This is a genomic window from Piscicoccus intestinalis NBRC 104926, assembly GCF_001515525.1.
Lineage (GTDB): Bacteria > Actinomycetota > Actinomycetes > Actinomycetales > Dermatophilaceae > Kineosphaera > Kineosphaera intestinalis.
In genome coordinates, this window is sequence record NZ_BCNQ01000073.1 from 1 (window position 1) to 22,658 (window position 22,658).

General features: G+C 73.3%; 21 protein-coding genes. 10 read left to right on the forward strand and 11 right to left on the reverse strand.

What is annotated here, in order from left to right:
• Positions 1 to 130: 130 nt before the first annotated feature.
• The 6 genes from PINTE_RS12445 to PINTE_RS12470 all read left to right on the forward strand — a co-directional run bounded on the left by PINTE_RS12445 (position 131) and on the right by PINTE_RS12470 (position 6,409).
• Complete coding sequence (locus PINTE_RS12445; RefSeq protein ID WP_068430969.1) at positions 131 to 1,414, forward strand: ABC transporter permease; 1,284 nt, start codon at positions 131 to 133, stop codon at positions 1,412 to 1,414.
• On the forward strand, positions 1,411 to 2,547 hold the full coding sequence (locus tag PINTE_RS12450) for an ABC transporter permease (RefSeq protein WP_068430972.1): 1,137 nt from the start codon (positions 1,411 to 1,413) through the stop codon (positions 2,545 to 2,547). Before PINTE_RS12445 ends, PINTE_RS12450 begins: the two co-directional genes overlap by 4 nt.
• 172 nt (positions 2,548 to 2,719) lie before the next feature.
• Positions 2,720 to 3,754, forward strand: a complete 1,035-nt coding sequence (locus PINTE_RS12455) for an ABC transporter ATP-binding protein (protein WP_068430975.1) — start codon at positions 2,720 to 2,722, stop codon at positions 3,752 to 3,754.
• Positions 3,755 to 4,009: 255 nt separating this feature from the next.
• A complete protein-coding gene (locus tag PINTE_RS12460) occupies positions 4,010 to 4,468 on the forward strand; it encodes a DUF805 domain-containing protein (RefSeq protein WP_068430978.1) in 459 nt (152 codons plus the stop codon).
• A gap of 149 nt (positions 4,469 to 4,617) precedes the next feature.
• The gene (locus PINTE_RS12465) at positions 4,618 to 5,181 is read left to right on the forward strand and encodes a DUF805 domain-containing protein (RefSeq protein ID WP_084343543.1); all 564 of its coding nucleotides are present in this window, start codon (positions 4,618 to 4,620) and stop codon (positions 5,179 to 5,181) included.
• 163 nt (positions 5,182 to 5,344) lie between these two features.
• Positions 5,345 to 6,409, forward strand: coding sequence for a hypothetical protein (locus tag PINTE_RS12470; RefSeq protein ID WP_157087223.1), 1,065 nt, complete (start codon positions 5,345 to 5,347; stop codon positions 6,407 to 6,409).
• Between the two features lie 41 nt (positions 6,410 to 6,450).
• Here the strand turns inward: PINTE_RS12470 and PINTE_RS12475 are convergent, their stop codons facing one another.
• The 4 genes from PINTE_RS12475 to PINTE_RS12490 all read right to left on the reverse strand — a co-directional run bounded on the left by PINTE_RS12475 (position 6,451) and on the right by PINTE_RS12490 (position 9,746).
• Entirely contained in the window at positions 6,451 to 7,668 is a 1,218-nt protein-coding gene (locus tag PINTE_RS12475) for a cobalamin-independent methionine synthase II family protein (protein ID WP_068430984.1), read from the reverse strand.
• Positions 7,669 to 7,747: 79 nt separating this feature from the next.
• Positions 7,748 to 8,212, reverse strand: coding sequence for a helix-turn-helix domain-containing protein (locus PINTE_RS12480; protein ID WP_068430987.1), 465 nt, complete (start codon positions 8,210 to 8,212; stop codon positions 7,748 to 7,750).
• 30 nt (positions 8,213 to 8,242) lie between these two features.
• Positions 8,243 to 8,878, reverse strand: a complete 636-nt coding sequence (locus PINTE_RS12485; protein ID WP_068430990.1) for a YsnF/AvaK domain-containing protein — start codon at positions 8,876 to 8,878, stop codon at positions 8,243 to 8,245.
• A 37-nt stretch (positions 8,879 to 8,915) separates the two neighbouring features.
• The gene (locus PINTE_RS12490) at positions 8,916 to 9,746 is read right to left on the reverse strand and encodes a PIG-L deacetylase family protein (protein WP_217996582.1); all 831 of its coding nucleotides are present in this window, start codon (positions 9,744 to 9,746) and stop codon (positions 8,916 to 8,918) included.
• 111 nt (positions 9,747 to 9,857) lie between these two features.
• On the opposite strand from PINTE_RS12490, the gene PINTE_RS12495 reads away from it, so the two are divergent.
• Entirely contained in the window at positions 9,858 to 10,733 is an 876-nt protein-coding gene (locus PINTE_RS12495) for an arginase family protein (protein WP_068430993.1), read from the forward strand.
• Between the two features lie 39 nt (positions 10,734 to 10,772).
• Here the strand turns inward: PINTE_RS12495 and PINTE_RS12500 are convergent, their stop codons facing one another.
• Entirely contained in the window at positions 10,773 to 12,065 is a 1,293-nt protein-coding gene (locus PINTE_RS12500) for a glycosyltransferase (protein ID WP_068430995.1), read from the reverse strand.
• Positions 12,066 to 12,360: 295 nt separating this feature from the next.
• On the opposite strand from PINTE_RS12500, the gene PINTE_RS12505 reads away from it, so the two are divergent.
• Positions 12,361 to 13,872, forward strand: a complete 1,512-nt coding sequence (locus tag PINTE_RS12505) for a gluconokinase (RefSeq protein WP_068430998.1) — start codon at positions 12,361 to 12,363, stop codon at positions 13,870 to 13,872.
• 155 nt (positions 13,873 to 14,027) lie between these two features.
• Here PINTE_RS12505 and PINTE_RS12510 read toward each other — a convergent pair whose 3' ends face one another.
• From PINTE_RS12510 to PINTE_RS12520, 3 genes are all read right to left on the reverse strand, one after another.
• Complete coding sequence (locus PINTE_RS12510) at positions 14,028 to 15,326, reverse strand: glycosyltransferase (RefSeq protein WP_068431001.1); 1,299 nt, start codon at positions 15,324 to 15,326, stop codon at positions 14,028 to 14,030.
• 59 nt (positions 15,327 to 15,385) lie between these two features.
• Complete coding sequence (locus PINTE_RS12515) at positions 15,386 to 17,614, reverse strand: glycoside hydrolase domain-containing protein (RefSeq protein WP_068431004.1); 2,229 nt, start codon at positions 17,612 to 17,614, stop codon at positions 15,386 to 15,388.
• 129 nt (positions 17,615 to 17,743) lie between these two features.
• On the reverse strand, positions 17,744 to 18,370 hold the full coding sequence (locus PINTE_RS12520) for a Uma2 family endonuclease (protein ID WP_217996583.1): 627 nt from the start codon (positions 18,368 to 18,370) through the stop codon (positions 17,744 to 17,746).
• 77 nt (positions 18,371 to 18,447) lie between these two features.
• Here PINTE_RS12520 and PINTE_RS12525 point away from each other — a divergent pair, with 77 nt between their 5' ends.
• A complete protein-coding gene (locus PINTE_RS12525) occupies positions 18,448 to 19,629 on the forward strand; it encodes a methyltransferase domain-containing protein (protein WP_068431007.1) in 1,182 nt (393 codons plus the stop codon).
• Positions 19,630 to 19,699: 70 nt separating this feature from the next.
• Positions 19,700 to 20,149, forward strand: a complete 450-nt coding sequence (locus PINTE_RS12530; RefSeq protein ID WP_169798524.1) for a VOC family protein — start codon at positions 19,700 to 19,702, stop codon at positions 20,147 to 20,149.
• Between the two features lie 4 nt (positions 20,150 to 20,153).
• On the opposite strand, the gene PINTE_RS12535 is transcribed toward PINTE_RS12530, so the two are convergent.
• The 3 genes from PINTE_RS12535 to PINTE_RS23685 form a co-directional block, all read right to left on the reverse strand.
• Positions 20,154 to 20,567: an ankyrin repeat domain-containing protein gene (locus tag PINTE_RS12535; RefSeq protein WP_068431010.1), complete on the reverse strand. Its 414-nt coding sequence runs from the start codon at positions 20,565 to 20,567 to the stop codon at positions 20,154 to 20,156.
• Positions 20,564 to 21,805: a hypothetical protein gene (locus PINTE_RS12540; protein ID WP_068431012.1), complete on the reverse strand. Its 1,242-nt coding sequence runs from the start codon at positions 21,803 to 21,805 to the stop codon at positions 20,564 to 20,566. Before PINTE_RS12540 ends, PINTE_RS12535 begins: the two co-directional genes overlap by 4 nt.
• A partial coding sequence (locus PINTE_RS23685; RefSeq protein ID WP_505803591.1) for a ferredoxin--NADP reductase domain-containing protein occupies positions 21,778 to 22,658 on the reverse strand: 881 nt, incomplete at its 5' end. The genes PINTE_RS23685 and PINTE_RS12540, both read right to left, overlap by 28 nt.

The window sequence follows — 22,658 nt, forward strand, 5'->3', positions numbered from 1 at the left end:
CCGAGCGCGACGTGCGCGACGCCCTCGCCGGAGCCGGGCTGCCCGCGGAGGCGGTCACGCCGGTGGCCGTCGACATGGAGGCGGCCTTCGCGGTGCTCGCCGAGCGCGCCCACGACCGGGAGCCGACGTCATGACCGCCCCACTGCCCGAGGTCTCGGCCGACTCGTCCGACCGGACGGGCCGGCGGGGCTGGACGGGCCGGAAGGGCCGGAAGGACGGGAAAGCTCGCCGCGGCTGGCAGGAGGTCCGGGCCGCGGCCGGCTCGAGCGCCGCGGCGGCGTCGCTGACGCGGGTCGGGGCGATCGTCACCAAGGAGTTCCGCCACCTGCGCCGAGACCCGCGGCTCGTGGCGATCGTGCTGCTCATGCCGCTGTTGCAGCTGCTGTTGTTCGCGTACGCGATCAGCTTCGACGTGCGCCACGTGCCCACGGTCGTGCTCGATCAGGACAACAGCGCCGCGAGCCGCTCCTACGTCGACGCCTACCGCGCGTCGGGGCTGTTCGACGTGCGGGGTTCCGTCGACAGTCTGGCCGCGGTCGACGACGCGTTCGCCCGCGGCCAGGCGACGGTGGCGGTCGTCGTGCCGGCCGGCATGGCGCGGGAGTTGGCGCGCGGGCAGGCCGCGCAGGTGGGGGTGCTCGTCGACGGGTCCGAGCCGAACGCGGCGCGGGTGGGTTCGTCGTACGCGACGGCGCTCAACCGCAGCTACGGGTCGCAGCTGCGGGTCGACTGGGCGCAACGGCAGGGCATCGACACCGGCTCCGTCGGCAGCGTCCAGCCTGTGCTGCGCACCTGGTACAACCCGGACCGTAGCTCGTCGATCTTCCTCATCCCGGGGCTCATGGTCGTCGTCATCATGATCGTCACGGTGCAGCAGACCGCGGTGACGCTCGTGCGCGAACGCGACCAGGGCACCGCCGAGCAGCTCGCGGTGAGCCCGCTGCGCCAGGTCGAGCTGATGATCGGCAAGCTCACGCCGTGGACCGTGCTGGCCTTCGTCGACGCGTTCGTCATCGCCGTCGTCGGGCTGCTCGTCTTCGGCCTGCCGCTGCGCGGCAGCGTCGGCTTCCTCGTCGTGGCCACGGCGCTGTTCATCGTCTCGGCGCTCGCGATCGGGCTCATCGTCTCCGCGCTCGCGCCGTCGATGGAGACCGCGAACATGATCGCCCTGCTCATCTCGTTCCTGCCGGCGTTCCTCCTGTCGGGGTTCGCGTTTCCGCTGGACTCGATCCCCCTCGTGCTGCAGTGGCTGAGCTACCTCATGCCGGGTCGGTACATGGTCGAGATCAGCCGCGGGGTGTTCCTCAAGGGCGCCGGGTTCGCCGAGCTGTGGCCGCAACTCGTCTCGCTCGGGGTGTACGCGGTGGTCCTCATCGTGCTCGCGAGCCTGATCTTCCGCCGGAGGCGGGCATGACCGGGACCAGGCGCCGCATCCGGCTGCTCATCCGCAAGGAGTTCCTCCAGCTGCGCCGCGACCCCCTGCTGCTGCGGCTGCTGTTCATCATGCCGGTCATGCAGCTGGTCATGTTCGGCTACGTCGTCGCGGCGGACGTCACCCACCTGCCGACCGCGGTCGTCGACCTCGACCGCACGCCGGTGAGCCGGCAGCTGACCAGCGAGTTCGCCGCCTCCGACTACTTCACGGTGACGGCGCATCCGCAGTCCGAGACGCGCCTGCGCCCGCTCATCGACTCCGGGCAGGCGGCCATCGCCGTCGTCGTGCCCGAGGGCACGCAGGCGGCGTTGAACCGCGGGGAGCAGGCGCAGGTCGCGATCGTCGTCGACGGCTCCGACAGCCAGACCGCCTCCCTGGGCAGCGGCTACGCCACCGGACTCATCGCGAACTTCAACGCGACGCGGCTGGCCGGCTCGGGGGCGGACGCCGCCCTGGGAAGCGCACCCGGCCTGGACGCGCGCGTGCGGGTGCTCTACAACCCCTCGCTGGCGTCGATCAACACGATGATCCCGGGGCTGGTCGCCGTCATCCTCATGATCTCGATCATGGTCATCATGAGTCAGGCCGTCGTGCGCGAACGCGAGAGCGGCACCTTGGAGCAGATGTTCGTCACACCGATCCGCCCGGTGGAGTACCTCGTCGGCAAGGTGACGCCGTACGCCCTGCTCGCCGCCGCGCAGATGGCGGTGGTCGCCGCGGTGGGGCTGTTGTGGTTCCGGGTTCCGTTCCACGGCAACGTTCTCGTCGTGCTCACCGGGCTCGGGCTGTTCATGCTGACCTGCATCGGGCTGGGCCTACTTGTGTCACTCGTCTCACACACTCGGGCGCAGGCGCAGCAGGCCGTCATGTTCCTCATGCTGCCGACGATGATCCTGTCCGGATTCATCTTTCCGATCAGTTCGATGCCCGCGGCCGTGCAGCCGGTGACCTACCTCATCCCGGCCCGCTTCGCCCTGAAGGTCATGCGCGGCGCGACCGTCAAGGGAGCGGGTCTCGTCGATCTGGCGCCCTCGCTCCTCGCCCTCGCCGGGTACGCCGTGCTGATCTTCGGCGGCGCGGTGCTCGCGACCCGGCGCAGGCTCACGGAGTGAGGTGCGCGCGATGAGGAGCTGGTGGCGTGGGCGGACGGCCGACACCGTGCCCCTGCCCGTCGTGGCGGAGACCGATGGGCGCGAGGTCAGGCCTGCGGTCAGGCCCGGGGTCAGGCCCGGAGTCGGGCCCGCAGTCGGGCGCGGGGTCAGGCACGAGGCGCAGCCGCCGGCGGTGCGGATTCGTGGGCTCGTCAAGCGATTCGGGGGTTTCACCGCGGTCGACGGGGTGGATCTCGACGTGGCGCGCGGGGAGGTGTTCGGCTTTCTCGGCCCGAACGGCAGCGGCAAGACGACCCTGATCCGCATGCTCACGGGCAGCATCGCCGCGACGCGCGGCTCGATCGAGGTGCTCGGCGAGAACGTCGTGCATCATCCGGAGCGCATTGCGTCGCGGATCGGGTACATGTCGCAGAAGTTCTCGCTCTTCGGTGATCTGACGGTGGAGGAGAACCTGCGCTTCTACGCCGGGGTCTACGATGTACCGCCCGAGCGCTACAAGGAGCGCCGTGACTACGTGCTGCGGATGGCGGATCTCGTGGGGCACGAGCAGGCGCGGCCCGACGAGCTGTCGGTCGGTCTCAAGCAGCGGCTCGCGCTGGGAGCGGCGACGATGCACGAGCCCGAGCTGCTGCTTCTCGACGAGCCGACGTCGGGTGTCGACCCGGTGGCGCGGCGCGCGTTCTGGGACCTCATCCACGACCTCGCCCAGCGCGGCGTGACATTGTTCGTCACCACGCACTACATGGAGGAGGCGAGCAACTGCACCCGGCTGGCGTTCATGTACCGGGGCCGGATCATCGCCGACGGCACCCCGCGCGAGCTGCGCACCCGCACGCTGTCGAGCCCCGTCGTCGAGGTGCGCCTGGAGCGTCAGGGGCCCGGGCCGAAGGGGTCCGAAGGAGGCGAAGGGCCCCAAGGGCACGGCGACGCGGGCCGCGCGGACGCGCTCATCACCCACCTCGAGAGCTCCGCCGGAGCCGGGGTCGGCGACGTGTACGCCTCCGGCGCTGCGGTGCACGCCGTTCTCGACGGGCCCGGAGCGGGAGACGGGACCGGAGCGGGAGACGGGACCGGCGCGGGAGACGGCGCCGCCCGGCTGGAGCGGCGGTTGCGCGCGGAGGGTTTTCCGGAGGCGGTGGTGGTGCCGGTCACCCCGAGCCTGGAGGACGTGTTCGTCACCCTCGTCGCCGCCCAGCGCCGTGTCTGAGGCGCCCGACGCGCCCGACGCGCCCGACGCGCCTGAGGCGCCCGACGTATCCGACGTGTCCGATGTGTCTGACGTGCCTCTGTGCGCTGTGCCCGGCGTCCGGCGGTGACCAGCGCCGTCGACGTGAGACACGACGTCCCATGTGTGGAGCCGCGTTTCGTGACGGACTTCGCACGCGGCATGCTGGTCGCGTGCGCTCCGTACGAAGCGCACCGGTACCACCCGATGTGGCGGGGATAGAGGGGACCTAACCCGATGAGTTTCGGCCAAGCCGTCTCGACATGTTTGTCCAAGTACGTCGACTTCACCGGGCGGGCCCGGCGCAGCGAGTTCTGGTGGTTCGTGCTGTTCCAGGTGTTGGTGGGCATCGCAGCGTCGATCCTCGACTGGCTCTTCCTGGACCAGTACCGGTTCAACAACGACAGCAATGGGCCGCTGCAGACCATCGCCAACCTGGCCCTGTTCCTGCCGTCGATCGCGGTCACCGCCCGGCGCCTGCACGACATCGACCGCTCCGGCTGGTGGCAGCTCATCGGCCTGGTGCCGATCGTCGGGTGGATCCTCATGCTCATCTGGACGATCCGTGACGGGCAGCCGCACCAGAACCGCTTCGGCTTCGCCCCCAAGGGCGAGCTCACCGGCTCCGCCGGGTACCAGAACCAGAACCCCGGTGGCTACGACGGCCCGCAGGACTACCTGCCGCCCCGTCAGTAGGCAGCGAAACCGGTTCGGCCCGAAGCCGACTCGCCCCCGACTGCACCGCTGTCGGGGGCTTTTCGTTGCATTCTGGGAGGGTGTGGCCGGCAGCGGTCGCGCCGGCCCCGTTGCGGTGGCCGTCATCGGCCGACAAGCAAGGGAACTCGATGGGTTTCGCGCAGGCAGTAGCGACCTGTTTCGCCCAGTACGCGTCGTTCACCGGACGGGCCCGCCGCAGCGAGTTCTGGTGGTGGATCCTGTTCCAGGCGCTCGTCTGGGCCTTCGCCGGAGCCGTCGACATGCTCGCCTTTCCCAGCACGCTCATCGGCGGCCCGAACGGCATCGGACCGGTGACGGCCCTGGCCGGGCTCGCGATGCTGCTGCCCACGCTCGCGGTCACCGCGCGGCGCCTGCACGACATCGACAAGTCCGGGTGGTGGCAGCTGCTCGGTTTCGTGCCGATCGTCGGCGGGCTCATCATGCTGTTCTGGTGCATCCGCGACAGCCAGCCGGGCGACAACCAGTTCGGCGCCGACCCGACCGGGCACGACGGCACCGGGGCTCGGGGTCCCGGGATACCCGGCCTGTCCGGTCTGGCCGGTCGCCTCGGAGACGACCCCGCGGATCTGCCGGCTCGCGGCCGCCGCGACCCCGATGGCCACGGCGAGCCGCAGGACCTGCTGCCGTTCCCGCGCGAGGGCCGCGAGGGGCAGGCGCCACCGCGCTCGTGAAACCTGGCGCCACACCTGCTCGTCAGACCCGCTCCTGACCACCCGCTTCGGCTGCGGGTCTCGGACGCCCGGTGAGAGCCGGCCCGGTGATCTGGCGCGGCCCCTCGCCAGATCACCTTCCGGCAAGTTAGGTTTGCCTTACCTAATTGAGGGAGGCGTCGTCATGGTTGTTCCGAGCCCGGCGGTGGTCGCCGCCGAGCGACTGTGCACCCGACTGACCACCCGTCTGCTCGACGGCGAAGGGGTCGCCCACGCGCACGCCTACCGCGACGCCGCGCCGGCCATGCGGGCCGTCGCCCACGCGCGCCTCACCGGCGCGCTGCTGCTGGCCGTGCCCCGCATCGACCGGTTCTGCGGCAGCGCGTTGGCTCGCGCGGCCACCGAACGCAGCGGGAGCGGCGGCCTGCAGGTGCGGGTGCAGCTCACCCGCGAATCCGATCAGCGCGAGTTCCGGGTCCAGCTCGCCGAGGTGTACGCCCTGGGCGCCGCCCGGCTGCTCGACGACAGCGCGGCCCGCGACCGGGCCCGACGCGTCGGCGGCGACCTCGCGGTGGCGGTCGGTCACGGCGGCTGCGCGCTGCTCGAGGTGCAGGTCGACGCGGTCGTGCTGCACGGCCCCGTCGGCGGGCGGCACTACCGCCTGCGCGACCTGCCCGACCGAGACGCGCCAGCCGAATCGGCCGGCTCAGCGGGCTCAGCGGGCTCAGCGGGTTCGGCCGAGTCAGCCCGCGCGACCGCCCGTTCGATCTGGCCGGGCCGAACCGGCCGGGAGAGCCGAGCGAGCCGGACTGGCTGGACGAGCCGGGCGGGCCAGACGGGCGGGACGAGCCGGGCGGGCTGGACGGGCCGGGTGAACCGAACGTCCGGGGCCCGCTCGGGCGGCCGGCCCGACTCCGGCTGGGACGCGCTCGCCGCGACGGAGGCGGCGCACGGCGTGGGCGAGTGGTGCCTCGGCCACCTCAGCGGCGGGGTGGCCGCGGAGGTGCTGACCGGGTTCCGGCGCGTCGCCGCCACCCAGGGCGCCCGCGAGGAAGACCTCACCGACCGCGTGCTGCTGCTCGACGTCGACCCGCACGGCATGCTCCTGCTCGACCTGCGCGAGCCGGTCCCGCACAGCGTGTACGTGGCCTTCGACGAGCCGCTGCCCGGGGCCGACGACGTGCCCGCCGCGCTGGGCCGGCTGTTCCGCCGCACGCTGCGGGCGCCGGGCACCCCCGACGCGGCCTGACGCGCCGGGCACCCCCGACCCCTGGACGCGGCCTGAGCCGGCTACCCCCAGAGCCGCGCGGTGGCGCGCCGAGCACCCTCGCCGAGGGCCTCGAGCTTGGCCCACGCGATCTGCGGGTGCACCCGCCCGCCGAGGCCGCAGTCGGTGGTGGCGATGACGTTCTCGCGGCCGACGAGGCGCGCGAACCGCTCGATGCGGTCGGCGACGAGGTCGGGGTGCTCGACGACGTTCGTCGCGTGGCTGACGACGCCGGGCGCGATCCGGGCGCCCTCGGGCAGCTTCGTCGTCTCCCAGATCCGCCACTCGTGCTCGTGGCGCACGTTGCCCGCCTCGAAGACGAACGTGCCGACGTTCGCCTTGAGCACCTCGTCGACGATGTCCGCGAACGGGATGTCGGTGGTGTGCGGGCCGTGCCAGCTGCCCCAGCACACGTGCATGCGGATGCGCTCCTTCGGCAGGCCCCGCAGCGCGTGGTTGGTGGCCTCGATGCGCTTGGCGATGTACGCGCGGTAGTCCTCCAGCGCCGGCTCGGGGTTGATCTGGTCCCAGCTCTCGGCCAGCGACGGGTCGTCGAGCTGCACGTTGAGCCCCGCGTCGAGGATCGCCATGTACTCCTCGCGCATCGCGTCGGCGCATGCGAACAGCAGCTCCTCCTCGGTGCGGTAGTACTCGTTGGTGATCCGGGCGCACGAGCCGGGAGACAGCGACGCGATGAACCCGGTCGACATCCCGTTCTCGCGCAGCGCGTTGGTCAGGTTCGCCGCGTCGCGGCGCACGTCGTCGTGGCCGATGTACGTCAGCGGGCCGGCGACCTTGGGCTGCGTCGCCGCCTTGCGGTGCGCGAGGATGCCCGACGTCGGCTCCTCGTAGGCCTCCCGGAAGCGCGCCCGGTCGCGGCGGTCGTAGAACGACGTGAGCACGATGTGGCCCGGCGACGAGCGGTGCTGGGTGCGGTCGGCCCAGCGGTCGAAGTCGGTCTGCTCCAGGCCGCCGAGGCGGGCGAACACGTAGTTCCACCAGGCGCCGTAGTCGACGGGTCCGGTCATCGTGTGGCCGTATTCGCCGTCGTTGGCGATCTCGATGCCCGCCGCTTTCTGCCGCGCGACGACGTCGACGACGGCGGTCGCCAGCAGCTGCTCCAACTCGCCGGAATCGCGCCCCTGCGCCCGGGCCTCGTTGGCCGCGAGGATCTCCGGGGTGCGCGGCAGCGAACCGGCGTGAGTGGTCTGGATGTGATCGATGCCTGTCGAGGCGGTCATTCGCCATCGCTCCTTCGGCGAGGGTCGGTTCGGGTGGGTGGTCGCCGGCCCGGCTCGCGTGGGCGGCCGAGCCGGCGGGTCAATCCTCGGCGCCGGCCGCGAGTCCGGCCCGGTCGCCGTGGATCGCGCGGTGATACGCGAGCACGTCGGTCAGCAGGATCCGGTGGTGCCGGCCGATCGCGCGGTAGGGCAACCGGCCCGACTCCATCAGCTGGTCGAGGTCGGCCCGGCTCAGGCGCAGCAGCTCGGCGGCCTCGTGCGGGGTCACCATGTGTTCCTGCGGGGAGACGGTCACCGGCCGCCCGTCGCAGAGCGCGGCGACGAGCAACCGCAGGGCGTCGAGCAGCTGCGGCGGCAGCGGCGCCGACTCGGCGCCCACGCTCACGACGGCGGACTCCACGCCCCGCAGGTCGATGGCACCGGTCGCGGCCCCGCTGCTGCCCTGCGGCGGATCGCCGACCAGGTCACGCAGCCGCTCGAGCGCCTCCGCGCTCGAACCGCGCGGAACGAACGTGCGGGGATCCATCGCCGGATTCGCGGTCATGGCACGCGAGCTTACGTGTCCCGGCGCCGCTCAGGTCGTCTCTGCGGTGCCCCTCGGGTCAGCGCTCACGTCGCTGCTGGGGCCGCTCAGGTCGTCGCGGTCGAGCACGACATCCTCGACCTGCACCTGCCCCGACACCTGCTGGGTCTCGCTGTGGCTCACCCGGCGCAGCCGCACCCGTTCGACCGGGACGCGCTCCATCGTGACGACCGGGCGCTCCTCGTAGAGCACGAGTTCCACGGTGTCATCGGTCTCTTCGGCGTCGGCGTCGCCGACCCGCTGGTCGGGGTGCGCGGACGGTTCGCGGCCCGAGGCCCCCGATTCCACCGAGACCCCCGATGGCCCCGGGCTCCCCGCGGCGGGCTGCGGATTGAGGGTCTCCTCGACGAGTTCGGCCTCCTCGACCCGCACGGTGACGGTGATCGTGCGCTGCTCCTCGACGACCTTCTTGCGCAGCCGCACGCGGCCGGTGCGCACGCGCTCCACGCCGACCCGCAACTCCTCCTCGCGTCGCACCAGCGACTCGTCGCTCGGCGCTCCGGCTCGGTCTCCGGCTCGGTCTCCGGCTCGGTCACTGGGCCGGTCGTAGGGACGGTCGTCGTCGAACCGGTCGAGTCGCTCGGCTCGGTCGCGCTCGGGCCGCTCGGGCTCGGGTCGATCGGTCATGTCGGCCTCCTTCGCGCCGGGCGCGCGGCCCGGTTCGTCACTTCCCCGTGAACCCCTCCATTTCCCCGTCTGCGAGAAACCACACGTCCCGCATGCCCGGGGGGCGGCCCGGCTCCATGTAGTACTCGGTGCCGAAGAACGTCGCGAAGACCTGCGGCGGCATCGCGAGCATCATCCCGACGTCGCTGGTCTGGCTCGCGTGGCAGGCCAGCGCGGCCCGCTTCGTCGCGAGGTCGGGGGTGACGTCGACGCGGTAGTGCAGCTCGGATTCGGGGGTGCCGACAGGGTTTCCGTCGTCGGCGGGGCCGTCCGGATCCCAGCCGGGCGCCTCGCCGGCCGCGGTCGCGGCCTCGAACATGCGCCGCATCGAGTCACGGTTCATCGTCGACTCCAGCAGCCGCGGGCGGCGCTGCGCGAGCTCCGCCGCCCGGTGCACGACGTGATGCACCTTGACGTGGTCGGGGTGCCCGTATCCACCGTGCCAGTCGTACCCGACGAGCACGTCGGCGCGCTCCTCATCAAGGATCGCGGCGAGCCGGCCCGCGGCCTCCTCCAGGTCGGCGCCGTGGAACGAGCCGGGTCCGCTGTTCTGCTCCCAACCCGTCATGCCGGAATCGGCGTAGCCCAGCCACTCGACCCGGGCGGTGCCGATGACCTCGGCGCTGGCCTGCGCCTCCCGGCGCCGTCGCTGCACCACGGTCTCCCCGGGCGCGAGGTCGTCGGGCGGCTGACCGTGGTCGCCGTTGGTGGCGAAGACCACGACGACCCGGTGCCCCTCGCGCGCGGCGCGGGCCATCGTTCCGGAGGTCTGCGAGGCCTCGTCGTCGGGGTGGGCGTGGCAGAAGACGATCGTCGACACGCTGGCCATGGTGACACCTTCGGGCGACGAGCCGCTGCGGCGCCCGACGAGAGGACCCGCGGGCGAAGGTGCGCGGCGGCAACGACCCCAGGAAGCCGATGCGGGAGAGAGACTCTCACCATGACCACTTCCGATGCGATCCGCCTCGTCTGGCCGCAATGGCAAGGCGCCGACCCCGCGACCGCCACCTCGCTCGTGCCGGAACTGCCGTCGGTGGAGGCGCAGCGTGGGTACGCGCTCGGGGCCACGCTGCTCGACGTGGTCGCCGGAGCACCGGACTGCCCGACGGTCGTCGTGCCGGTCTCGATGGAGACCCGGGGCCTGACGACCACCGACGGGGTCTATGCCCGCGAGGTCGTGCTCGACCAGTTGCGCACCGCCGTGCGGCTGCTCGCCGAGCACGCGCCGCGCCGGATCACGACCTACGGCGGCGAGTGCTCGGTCAGCGTCGCGCCGTTCGCGCACCTCGCGTCGCTGTACGGGCAGGACCTGGCGATCGTGTGGATCGACTCGCATCCGGACACCGGCATGCCGGAGGCCGACTACGACGGGTATCACGCCATGGCCGTCTCGCACCTGCTCGGGCACGGCGACGCCGAGATCGTGGCCGCTCTGCCGGCGACCGTCGACGCGTTCCAGGTGGCCCTGGCGGGGGTGCACGAGTGGGATGCCGACCAGGAGCCGTTCATGCGGGGGTGGGGGTTGTCGACGTTCTCCCCCGACGATCTGCGGGACACCACCGAGCCGCTGCTCGATTGGCTGCGCGGCACCGGCTGCTCCAAGGTCGCGGTGCACTTCGACGTCGACACCGTCGACAGCAACGAGATCGTGCTCGGCCTCGGCGCCGTGCCCGGCGGCCTCACCGCCGCGCAGGCGGCCCGCACGATCAACGACCTCGCCGGCACCGCCGACCTCGTCGGGCTGACCATCGCGGAGTACGTGCCGCGCCAGGTCATCGCGATGCGCCGGCTCCTCGAGGCGCTGCCTCGGGTCTGACCGGAGGCGTCGGGGCGGCCGGCCGAGCCGGGGCTGGCGTCAGCCGCGCCGGCCGCTGTTGGCGAGGTAGTTGCCGAGCAGCTCGACGGCGGTTCCGACGCCGTCCTCGCGCGCGAGGCGGGTGGCGACGACGACCGCGCGGTGCGCCATGCCGGGGCTCGTCGTCAGCGTCGTCAGCGCGTCCGCGAGGTTGGCGGCGGTGAGGTCGGCGCGGCGGATCGGTGCCGGCCCGACTCCGAGGTCGTGCAGGCGGCGGCCCCAGTACGGCTGGTCGCCCATGTGCGGCACGGCCATGCTCGGCACCCCGGCGCGCAGCCCGGCTCCGGCCGAGCCCGAGCCGCCGTGGGTGACCACCGCGACGCACCGCGGCAGCAGCCAGGCGTGCGGCACGGAGTCGGTGAGCAGCACCCGGGTGGCCAGATCGTCGGGCACGCCGTGCATACCGAGCCGGTCGACGCCGCGGTGGATGATCGCCCGCAGCCCGCTGCGCCGCACCGCCTCGAACAGCAGCTCGGTGGTGGCCCGCGGGTTCGGGCTCGTCATGCTGCCGAAGCCCAGGTAGACGGGCGGCTCGCCGGCGTCGAGGAAGGCCCGGATCTCCGGCGGCACCGCAGCGCCGGCCTGCTCCGGAGTCGGAGCCGGCAGCGCCCAGTAGCCGGTCACGCGCACCCGCGGGCCCCAGTCGGGGGGTGCCGGCAGCACGGTCGGGCTCACCGCCATGAGCACCGGGACGTGCCGCCCCTGCTCCCCGTACGCCCAGAACGATTGGCCGGACAGCCCGAGCCGTTCGCGCACCTGCGCGCCCGCGGGGCGCAGGACGCGGTGCAGCACGGCGAGCGCGAGGTAGCCGGAGGCCACGTTGAGCGCGCTGTCGGAGCCAGATCGCACCGGGGCGAGGCTGGCCGCCGGGCTGCGGGTCGGGATGCCCGGGGTGAACAGCGCGGTGACGTGGCGGCAGCCGCGGGCCTGGGAGATCGCCAGCATCGAGTCGAAGGTCAGGCTCGAGGAGACGACGACGTCGTCGGGGCGCACGATCCGCAGCAGGTCGTCGGCGAGCACCGGGGTGAACGAGCGCACGGCCTGCGACATCGCGCGCAGCTCGGCGGTGGTGTTCGCGTTGCCCAGCCAGCGCCGCCCCAGCGGCGAACGCATCGCCTCCTGCATGTCGACGCCGAACGGTTCGGGGGTCAGGCCGTGGCTCTCGACCCAGGGCGCGTAGTCGCGGCCGGCCGCGAGCGCGACGTCGTGACCGGCCGCGCGTAGGCCTCGGCCCAACGCGACGAACGGCTCGACGTCCCCGCGCGAACCCCATCCCAGGAGGAGAAAACGCATGACGGCATCATGCTCTGCGGTCGCGGCCGTGACATCTGCAGACGGCGCCCTCATCCTCCGGCCTCGGTTCGCGTGCTGCCGGTGAGCCGGGTGTTGGGTTGACGTGCTGGTTGTCGGGAGGCCGGTGGGTGGTCTCGGCCGGCGGATTGGCGGTCTCGGCTGTCGGGACGAGACCGGGCGGCTGCCGCCGAACCGGCTCCGCGGAGCGGGTCTCGCCGGAGCCGGGCGGTCCAGTCTGAGCCCGACGTTGTCGGTGTGGACCCGTAGGGTGGCGACAGAGACGCAAGGAGGCGCGATGTCCGGTTTTTCCGTTCCGTTGAACGAAGCTCTCGACCCGTTGGTGCTCGCCCTCGACGTGGGCTCGACCGGCAGCCGCGGCGCGCTGTACGACGCCGCTGGGCGGCCGGTGAAGCCGCCGGCGGGGGTCGAGGGCCGCAGCTACCGGCTCAAGGTGCCGCACGCGTTCACGACGGCGGCCGACGGCACGTCGACGATCGACGCCGATCAGGTGGTCGCCGAGCTCGGTGAGGTCATCGACACGGTGCTCGACCGGGCCGGGGGCCGCGAGGTCGCGCAGCGGGTGGCCGCCGTCGCGATCGACACGTTCTCGGCCTCCCTCGTGGGCGTCGACGGCTCCGGGGCGGCGCTCACGCCGTGCTTCACGTACGCCGACTCGCGCTGCGCCGAGCAGGTCGACGAGTTGCGGGCCGAGCTCGACGAGACCGCGATGCAGCAGCTCACCGGCACGCGGCTGCACAACTCCTATCTCGCGCCAAGGCTGCGTTGGCTCGTCGATTCCGGCGGTGACCGCGGGGTCGCGCGCTGGATGAGCCTCGGCGAGTACGCCCACGAGCGGCTGCTCGGCACCTCGGCCGCGGGGCTGTCGGTGGCGGCGTGGACGGGCCTGCTCGACCGGCGCGAGGGCACCTGGCTGCCCCAGATGCTGCAGGCCGCGAAGATCGACGCCGACCGGCTCAACCCCGTGCACACGCCCGACCAGGTGCTGCGGCCGGTCGACGACCGGGTCGCGCAGCGCTGGCCGGGGCTGGAGCAGGCCGGCTGGGTGCCGCCCATCGCCGACGGCTACGCCGCCAATCTCGGAGCCGGGGTGGCCGACCCCGCGAGCGCGGTGCTGTCGACCGCCACGTCCGGGGCGGTGCGGGTGCTGCTCGACACCGTGCCCGACGAGGTGCCGCCCGGCCTGTGGTGCTACCGCGTCGACGCCCGCCGCAGCCTGCTCGGCGGGGCGATCAACGACGTCGGCCGCGCCCTCGACTGGCTGCGCACGACGCTGGCCGTGCCCGACGACGCCGAACGCGCGCAGGCGCTGCGGGAGGAGCCCGCCGCGACGACCCCGCTGGTGCTGCCGTTCCTGTCCGGCGAGCGCTCCACCGGGTGGCAGGCGCGGGCCCGGGCGGTGTTCACCGGCGTGTCGGCGGGCAGCACGCCGCTTGACCTGTGGCGCGGCGGCGTCGAGGGCGTGGCGCTGACGTACGCGCGGGTCGTCGAGCAGCTGGCCACCCAGACCACGCTGGAGCGGGTCCGCGCCGGAGGCGGGGTGCTGCAGGGTGTGCCCGACCTCGCGCCGATCCTCGCCGACGTGCTCGGGCTGCCGGTCACGCCCGTGGCCATCAAACGCATGACGCTGCACGGCACCGCGCTGCACGCGCTCGACGTCGTCGCTCCCGACGTGCCGCGCGCCGACATCGAGACCGGCCGCACCGCCGAGCCCCGGCCGCAGCACGTCGAGCACTACCGCGAGCGCCTCGTCCAGTTCGAGAAGGTGTACTCCGGCCTGTTCGGGTAGCCGTCGGATCCGCCGCGCCCGAGGTGCCGAGCGCGGCGGAGGCCGACGGCGCCGAGGCGACCCGAGGCGACCCGAGGCGACCCGGGCGACCTCAGGTGCGCCGAGGCCCCCGGGGGTGACCCGCGGGCGACCCGGGGCGACGCGACCCGCAGGCGTCAGGCGGCCTCGACGGCCGGGGCGAGCCGGGCGAAGAGGGCGTCGAAGACGTTGGCCCGGTCGAACTGCAGCGCGTACTCGCGGGCGACCTCGCGGTGCCGGGCGAGGCGTTCGGGGCGCCAGTCGCACACGACGGCGTCGAGCGCGTCCCGGATCGCCGTCGGGTCGTTCGGCGGCACGATGAGCGCGGTGTCGCCGACCGCCTCCGGCACTCCCCCGGTCGCGCACGTGATGACCGGCCCGCCTCCGGCGAGCATCGATTCGACGAGGGCGATGCCGAACGTCTCGACGAACTCCGGCTGCGCCCGGGTGGGCAGCACGTAGGCCGCCGATCCGGCCATGAGCGAGGGCTTCTCGTCGTCGTCGACGTCGGTGAGCAGCACGATCCGCTCGCTCATGCCGGCCTCCTCGATCCAGCGGCGCACATCGGCCTCCTGGGGGCCGCGCCCGGCGAGCACGAGGTTCACCCGCTCACTGGCCCGCGACCCGGTGTAGGCCTCGATGAGGTCGTCGAGGCCCTTGGCGGAGGCGATCCGGGAGAGGAACAGCGCGTAGCCGCCGCGCGTCAGGCCCCGGCGGACCAGGTCGGACTCGATCCGTTCGTCGCTCAGCGACAGGTACGCGGAGGAGTCGACGGCCGGGTAGGAAATGCCGATGCGGTCGTGGCAGGCCGCGGCGAAGTCGGTGCCGTGCAGCGCGTCGAGCGCGGCGGCCTCGGTGACGATGAGGTCCTTGGTGTACTGCGAGACCGCGACGCAGTGGTCGGAGTCGAGGTAGGTCGACAGCAGGTGGGCGGCGGCCCCGAACCGGTCGGTCTCCACGCAGGCGCGCACGATGTTCGTGATGTCGGAGCCGACGGCCTCGGCGATCGTCGTGACGCGGGCGCGGCCGAGGCTGCGGGCCACGCGCACGGCGTCCTGCACAGCCACCGTGTGCGGCGACAGGTACAGCGACATGGCGACGGTCGGCACGCCGTCGGAGAAGATCTCGACGAGGCGGCCGGTGAGGCCGGCGAGCCAGCGGCCGTCGGGCACACGGTAGTCACCGACCGGCCCGGGGCGCTCGACGATGATGCCGGGGCTGTACGGCGTGACGTGGTCGATGGGCTTGAGCGGCAGCCCGGCGGCCTCGAGCCGGTCGAGGGGCCAGGTGACGATGCGCACCTCGTCGAAGCCGCGGGTCAGGGCGACCTCGGCCAGGCAGCGCGCCTCGCCGGAGTGCCCGCAGATGACCGGGTCGGCGCGGACGACGATGACGAGGCGTTTCGTCGGGTGAGTGGTGGCGGTCACGACGGTCATGGGAGCACCTCCTGCGTGATGGGACATCGGTCGGTCGAGGGGGTCGGGGCGCCGGCGCCTCAGGCGGCCGGCGCGGGGGCGGAGGGCGGGCGGGTGTGCGCGCCCCACGACGACGGTTCGTCGCCGAGGTCGAGGTGGATGTGCCGGGCGGCGCGGGCCGCCGGGCCGCTCAGCCAGGCGGAGTCGTGCTCGCGCCCGTCGATCGTCACGCGCTGCACGTAGGAGACGGGCCCGCCGGGTTCGGGCACGCGCAGGTCGTTGGTCGTCAGGCGCAGGTCGCCCTCGGGGCGGGTGAGCCGGGACTCGGGCACGGCGGGCGGCCCGAGGAGGAAGCCGTCCTGCCCGACGACGGGGAACAGCCCGAGGGTCGCCCACAGGTACCAGGCCGACAGACCGCCGGAGTCGTCGTTGCCGGGCAGGCCGCCGCGACCGGCTCCGAACATGTTGGCGATCGCACCGTGCACGATCTGGGCGGTTCGGTCGGGGCGCCCGGTGTAGTGGTACGCCCACGGGGCGTCGAGGTCGGGTTCGTTGTTGAGCCCCTCGAAGCGGCCGAGGGCGTATCCGGCGGCGAGCTCCTCCTTGCCGGGGTCGATGCCGGGCTGGCGCACGGGGTCGGCGCCGACGCCGAAGAAGCGGTCGAGCAGGCCGGTGAAACGCTCCTCGCCACCGGCGAGCTCGACGCGGCCGGCCATGTCGGGCAGGAGCCGGAAGCTGTAGTTCCAGCGGCCGCCCTCGTAGAACGTGGAGTCGATGAGCAGCCCGGTGGCGGGGTCGAACGCGTTGCGCCACCCGGCGGAGTTGGCGGCCATCTGGTCGGCGAGGGCGTGGTCGCCGACGCCGCGGGCGATGGCGGTCGTGCAGTGGTAGGCGGTGGCCAGGTCGAGGGTGTGGGTGACGGGGTGGGCGACGCCGTGCACGAGGTAGTCCTCGCCGTAGGTGCGGCGCAGGTCGGAGTCGAGGTGCACGAGGGCCCACTCCCAGTCGATGCCGGCTTCGCCGCGGGCCCACAGGTCGGCGAGGAAGACGTGCGCGAGGGCGCTGGCCTGCCGGGAGAACCGGTCGGCGCCCTTGGCCATGCGGTAGCCGATCGGCAGGTTGCCCTCCTGCTCGCACACGCTGAGCAGCACGTTGGCCAGGTCGACGGCCCGGCCGGGCAGCAGCGTGGTGATGAGCGGCAGCTGGGTACGGTAGACGTCCCACATCGTGCACAGGTCGAAGGCGTACGGCCCGTCGGTCGTCCACGACGGGGATTCGTCGACGGCGAAACTCGGCTTGATGAACGAGTGGTAGGAGGCGGTGGCCAGCGTGGCCAGGCGCTCCGGGCTCAGGCCCGTCTCGTCGACGCGGATGAGGTCGAGGTGCTCGCGCCAGCGCTGCCGGGTGAGGTCGCGGCGGGCCTCGTAGGCGGGGCCGAGGATCGTGCCGGCCTCGGCGAGGTCGGCGGCCAGGTTGGCCTGGGCCTGGGCGACGCCGCGCAGTGAGAAACCCATCCGCACCTCGACGGCCTGGTCGGCGCGGGCCGGGCCCATCCAGATGAGCCCGAACGGGCGCAGCGTCGTCGGCCGGATGTAGTCGAAGTCGAGGCGGGTGCCGCCGGGCATGAGTCGCCGGTCGTACCACAGCAGTTGCCGCCAGCCGGGGGCGTCGACCTCGATGTGCACCGCCAGCGGCACGCCCTCGACGACGATCTCGCCCTGGGCGACACCGGGGTGCAACTGCTCCAGGTGGGCCCGCAGCGGCACGGTTCGGCTGCGCGGGGTGGGCAGGCCGCCGATCGAGGCGTCGAGCACGATGCGGGCCTGCTCACCGGCTCCGGTGGCCGGAAACGTGTACCGGTGCACCGCGGATTTGGGACCGACGGTCAACTCGGCGTGCACCCCGGTGGCGAGGGTGGCGGTGTACTCCCCCGGGCTCGCCGCCTCCTGGGTCAACGGCCAGTAGGTGCCGAGGGCGTCGAGCGGGTCGAGCATCGGGGTGATGCGGAAGTAGTTGTAGTACTTGCGGATCGCGCCGGTGCCGGACTGCTGGAAGTGGGTGAAACCGGAGGCCACCTGCTCGTCGTGGATCGTGCGCGGCAGGCCCTCGGTGTTGAAGTCGTACCGCCCGTAGCCGGTGGGGTAACCGCCGGAGTAGGCGCACGCGGAGACCATCCCGAAGGGGTGGGTGGCGCCGGGGTGCGTGTTGCCGATCTGCGGCTTGGGCCACCACCAGGCGGCGGCCAGACCGTGGGCCGGCGGCAGGTCGGTCGCGCCCGTGCCGATGAAGGGGTCGACGTGCTCGAGCATCCCGACTCCTTCGCGTGGTGGGCGCGCCGTGGGGCAGTGTCTGCGGCCACCGTAAGGAGGCCGTGTTTCGCCTGCGTGACACCGGTTGGTCCGGCCGATGACGGCTCGTGCGCGTGCGAGCGGGGTCGCTCAGACCAGGTGCGCGGGCACGATTCGCACGTCGAACGGCTCGGTGAGCGCCAGTTCTTCGTCGCCGACCGCGCGGCCGACGAGGTCGTAGGCGGGTTCGTCGTCGGCGTTGTCGGCACCGTCGGCGCGGTCGGTCTCGCGCAGCGCCCAGGCGGTGATGCTCGGCTCGTCGGGATCGACGATCCAGTAGTGCGGGCAGCTGGCGCGGCGCAGGCGGTCCTTCTTGACGTGCCGGTCGATCGTGCGGCTGCTCGGCGAGGCGATCTCGACCGCCAGCAGCGGGGCGCCGTCCAGCCCGCGTTGGGCCAGCGCGGCGACGGGGGCGACGAGCAGGTCGGGCTCCATGGCGGTGTCGTCGGAGAGCGTGACGTCGAACGGCGCGGCGAGGACCTCCAGGTCGGCGGGGACCGCCCCGGCGAGCAGCACGCTCAGGCGCGTCGATGCCCGCTGGTGCCGCCACTGCGGGGCCGGGCTCGCGATGAGCACCCCGTCGATGAGTTCGTACCGGTTGCCGTCGTCGGGCAACGCGTCGCGCTCATGCCCGTCCAGACGCGGCGCTTCGGCAACGTCGGCATTGTCGGCACGGTCGGCGAGGTCATGATGACCATGCTGCCTCCTTCGGTTCACGATGCCCAGGCTCCCGCAGGCCCACGCGCGTGGGCCGAAGTTATCCACAGGCGGGCGGCCCTGGGAGAATCGCCCTCGTGCAGTGCGACTACTTCGACGCCGGGGTGTGCCGGTCGTGCACGGCCATGGGGGTGCCGTACGCGCGGCAGCTCGCCGCCAAGCAGGCGCGCGTCGCCGACCTCCTCGGCGCCCACCAGAGGCTGAGCTGGCAGGAGCCGCACGCGTCGGTGGAGTCCGGGTTTCGCACGAAGTCGACGATGGTGGTCGCGGGGGCGCCCGAGTCCCCGACGCTGGGGATCCTCGACGCCGACGGGCGCGGCGTCGACCTGTCGGCATGCGGGCTGCTCGGGCCGGCGACGGCGGTGGCGATGCCGGTGCTGCGCGACTTCATCGCCGAGGCCGGCCTGCGGCCGTACGACGTGCCGCGACGCACCGGAGAACTCAAGTACGTGCACGTCGTGGAGGCGGCCGACGGCGGGCTGCTCGTGCGGTTCGTGCTGCGCTCCGAGGGCCAGGTCGGCCGGCTGCGGCGAGCGTTGCCGCGGCTGCGCGAACTGCTGCCCGTGCACGTCGTGTCGGTGAACCTGCTGCCGGAGCACAAGGCCGTCACCTCCGGCGACACCGAGATCCTGCTGACGGAGGCGGGCACGCTCGCGATGCCGGTCGGTGACGTGACGCTGCACGTCGCTCCGGGGGCCTTCGTGCAGACCAACGGGGCCGTCGCCGCGGCGCTCTACCGGCAGGCCGGCGGGTGGATCGACGCCGAGCTCGGCCGCGGCCCGCTCGGGCGAGCCGTAGCCGAACCGACCCGGCGGGCGCCGGGCCGGCCCGAGACCGCCTCCGTGCTCGACCTGTACTGCGGCGTGGGCGGATTCGCGCTCCACGCGGCGGGGCCGGGGCGCGCCGTGCACGGCGTGGAGATCAGCGAGCAGGCGGTCGCTTCCGCGCGGCGCAGCGCCGCCGAGGCGGGTGTCGCGGCCACCTTCGACCGCGGCGACGCCACCGACTACGCGCTCTCACTGACGTCGCCGCCGGACCTGGTGATCGTCAACCCGCCGCGACGAGGTCTCAGCGCGCGGCTCGCGGCCTGGCTGGAGTCGTGCGGGGTGGGCGCCGTCGTCTACAGCAGCTGCAACCCGGTGACGCTGGCCCGCGACCTGGCCGCCATGCCCACCCTCGAGCCGGTGCGCGCCCGGCTGTTCGACATGTTTCCCCAGACCGACCACGTCGAGGTGCTCACCCTCCTGCGCCGCCGCTGACTCACCCCCCTCGGCCGAAGTGAGGTTGGGGCGTGCGGAGCTTGTCGGTGCTCGCCGATAGAACCGGGGCATGAGCGAACCGACACCGACCACGCCCGAGACCCCCGAGCCGCCGCCTGAGGCCCGACTGCGCCGACCGCCCCGGATCGTGCTCGACTATCCGGTATTCGACACCGCGCAACCGGCCAGCGACGCCCGGTTCTGGGCCGACCTGCTGCACGGCGTCGTCTCTCGCGACGAACCCGACTGGCACGAGGTGACCTACGGCAACGGGGAGCGGCTGTGCTTTCAGCTCGCCCCCAGGCACGCCTCACCCGACTGGCCACACGGGCAACAGCAGGTGCACCTGGATTTCGTCGTCGATCCCGATGCGGTGTCCGCCGCGCACCGGCACGCCCTCGCGGTCGGCGCCCGCCTCCTGCACCCGCACGACGAGTCCGACGTCGGCGCGGCGGAGTCGGGCTTCATCGCCTACGCCGACCCCTCCGGCCACCCTTTCTGCCTGTGCTGGCGACAGTGAGGCCTTACGCACCCCGCGGCGGGAGCAATTCCCGCATCGCGGGCAGGTTGAAGAAGTCGGCGGTGGCGTACGCGTCGGGGTTGCCTCCGCGCGGGTCGGCGCCGGCCGCGAGCAGCGCGCGCACGTTGGTCTCGGACTGGCGGAAGACCGCGGCGACCAGCGCCGTCTGGCCGCGCTCGTTGACACGCTCGGTGTCGGCGCCGCGCGCGAGCAGGCCGGCGACGAGGTCGTCGTGGCCGTAGTACGTCGCGAGGATGAGCAGCGTGTCGCGCTTGGGGTCGGTGAGGTTGGCGGGCAGCCCGGCGTCGACGAGCTGCAGCAGGGCCGGGTCTCCCGAGCGCGCCAGGTCGAAGGTCGAGTGGAGGAACTCCAGTTCCTCATCGGTCAGGTCGCCGGTCGGGGAGGTCTCGTCAGTCATGGTGTCCCCATTGTCTCTGTCCACCCGGTGCGCCACAGCCGCGAGCCCGCCGGCCCCGCCGGGTCGCCGACGACGACGAAGACCTCGGAGTCCGTGGCAGCCGCCGCGAGCAGCGTCGCCGTGCCCTGGTCGCTGGATCCATCCGCACCCTGGCTCGCGTCGGGCGCAGGAAAGACGGCCCAGCGACCACGGTCGCGCACGAGGACCGTCGTGCCGGCGAACCCCCACAGGCGCTCGCCGCGCACCACCGGACCCGGCATCGGTGTGTGTTCGTCGACCGTCAGCTCCGGCACCCCGCCGACCCGCGACGGCGCCCCGTCGACGGGTACCCACCACAGCGCGTACCGTCCGTCGACGTCGCCCGCCACGACGCAGCCGGATGGTGCACACGAGACCGACCGGGCCGAGCCGGCGGAGCCCCCTTGCGGCAGAGCGAGTCGCTGCCACCGGCTCCCGCCGCGCGCGGACCGCCACGCCGCCGGTGCCCGCCGCACCCCGCCGCCCAGATGGGTCACCGAGCCGACGATGATGACGCCCGCCTCCATGGGGGCGGCGGCGGCTGCGCCGACGAGGTCGGTTCGGGTGCTCGCCAGGGGTGTGCCGGCCGACTCCGCACGCTCCCACCGGAGCCCGCGCCGGTGGTAGATCGCGATGTCGAGTCCGACGATGCCGTTCCAGGCGCCGACAAGCAGCGGGCCATCGGCGGTGGCCACGGCGTCGACCAGGCCGCCCGCCTCCCAGCCGCCGAACGTCCAGAAGTTCTGCGGTCGCTCGGTGAGCACGGCCCGCCGCCAGTCGGTGCCGAAGTCCGCGTCCCACACCGTCCAGCGGGTGTTGGCGTGCGCTCCGCCGGGTGCCCCACCGATCGCGGTGAGCCGCCCCGCCGCGAGCGCCATGGACTGCCAGCGGGCCACCGCCGCATACGGCGACGCCGGGTCGGGCGCCACCCGCAGGTGCGCCGGACTGCCGTGGTCGACCGAGGAGTCGACCGAGGAGTCGACCAGGTCGAGGGTCGGGGCGGAGTCGGTGACCCGCTGGCCCCCGACGAGCAAGCGGTCGCCCTGCGCCGCGAGGCGAATCGGCGCGACACCCGGCGACAGTGCGACCGGTTCCCAGCGCGGACCGACCGCGGGGGTGTGCGACGGCGGCACCGGCGGGACGGCCGGGCCCGCGGTGCACGCGGCCGGACCGGCGAGCAGCAGGAGCGCCGCTAGCGCGACGCCAGCGGCCGCTCGCATCCGCCCTCTCCCGCCTCGGCGCCGCGCGTCGGCCGGGTCTGCGGTCCGGGCTCGGCCGGCGGCGGGCCCGCCTCCTGCACGGGAGCCTGATCCACGGCCCCGGCGTCGACGCCCGCGGGTGCCTCGCGCTCGACGTCGACGTGGGCCAGCAGCTCGTGCCACGTCGACAGCTTCGTGCGGGCCCTCCCCAGGCTCTCGCCCCGGGAGACCTCCGCCGCGTCGATCGAGCGCCAGTCCGCCAGCGTGCTCGGGGCGTGCCCGCGCCCGCGCAGCAACTCGATCACGTCGAGACCCGGCCCGGCCGTCGCCGCCGGCTCGGCTGTCGCCGCCGTCTCAGCAGTCTCAGCCGGCTCGGCTGTCTCAGCCGCCTCGGCCGGCTCAGCCGCCTCGTCCGTCTCGGCGGCGAGGTCGTCGAGCAGGTGCCCGACGGTCTGCGCTGCGTCGGACTTGTTCGTGCCGATGACGCCGATCGGGCCGCGCTTGACCCAACCCGTGCAGTACTCGCCCGGCAGCGGCGAGCCGGAGTCGTCGACGACCCGCCCCTCGACATTCGGCACGATCGCGGCCGCGGTGTCGAACGGCACGTCCGGCAGCGGGGTCGCGCGGTAGCCCACGGCCCGCAGCACCAGCTGCACCTCGATCGAGTCGACGTGGCCGGTGCCGACGACGGAGCCGTACTCATCGAGCGTGGTGCGCTCGAGATCGAGGGCGCGCAGCCGGCCGTCGCTGGAGTGCATGCACACCGGGCGGCGCCAGAACACGAAGTGCAGCCGCCGGTCCGCGTCCGGCACCGACCGCTGCGCCGCCTCCCGCAGCACCTCGAGGTTGCCGCGCACCCGCCGGTCGAGACCGG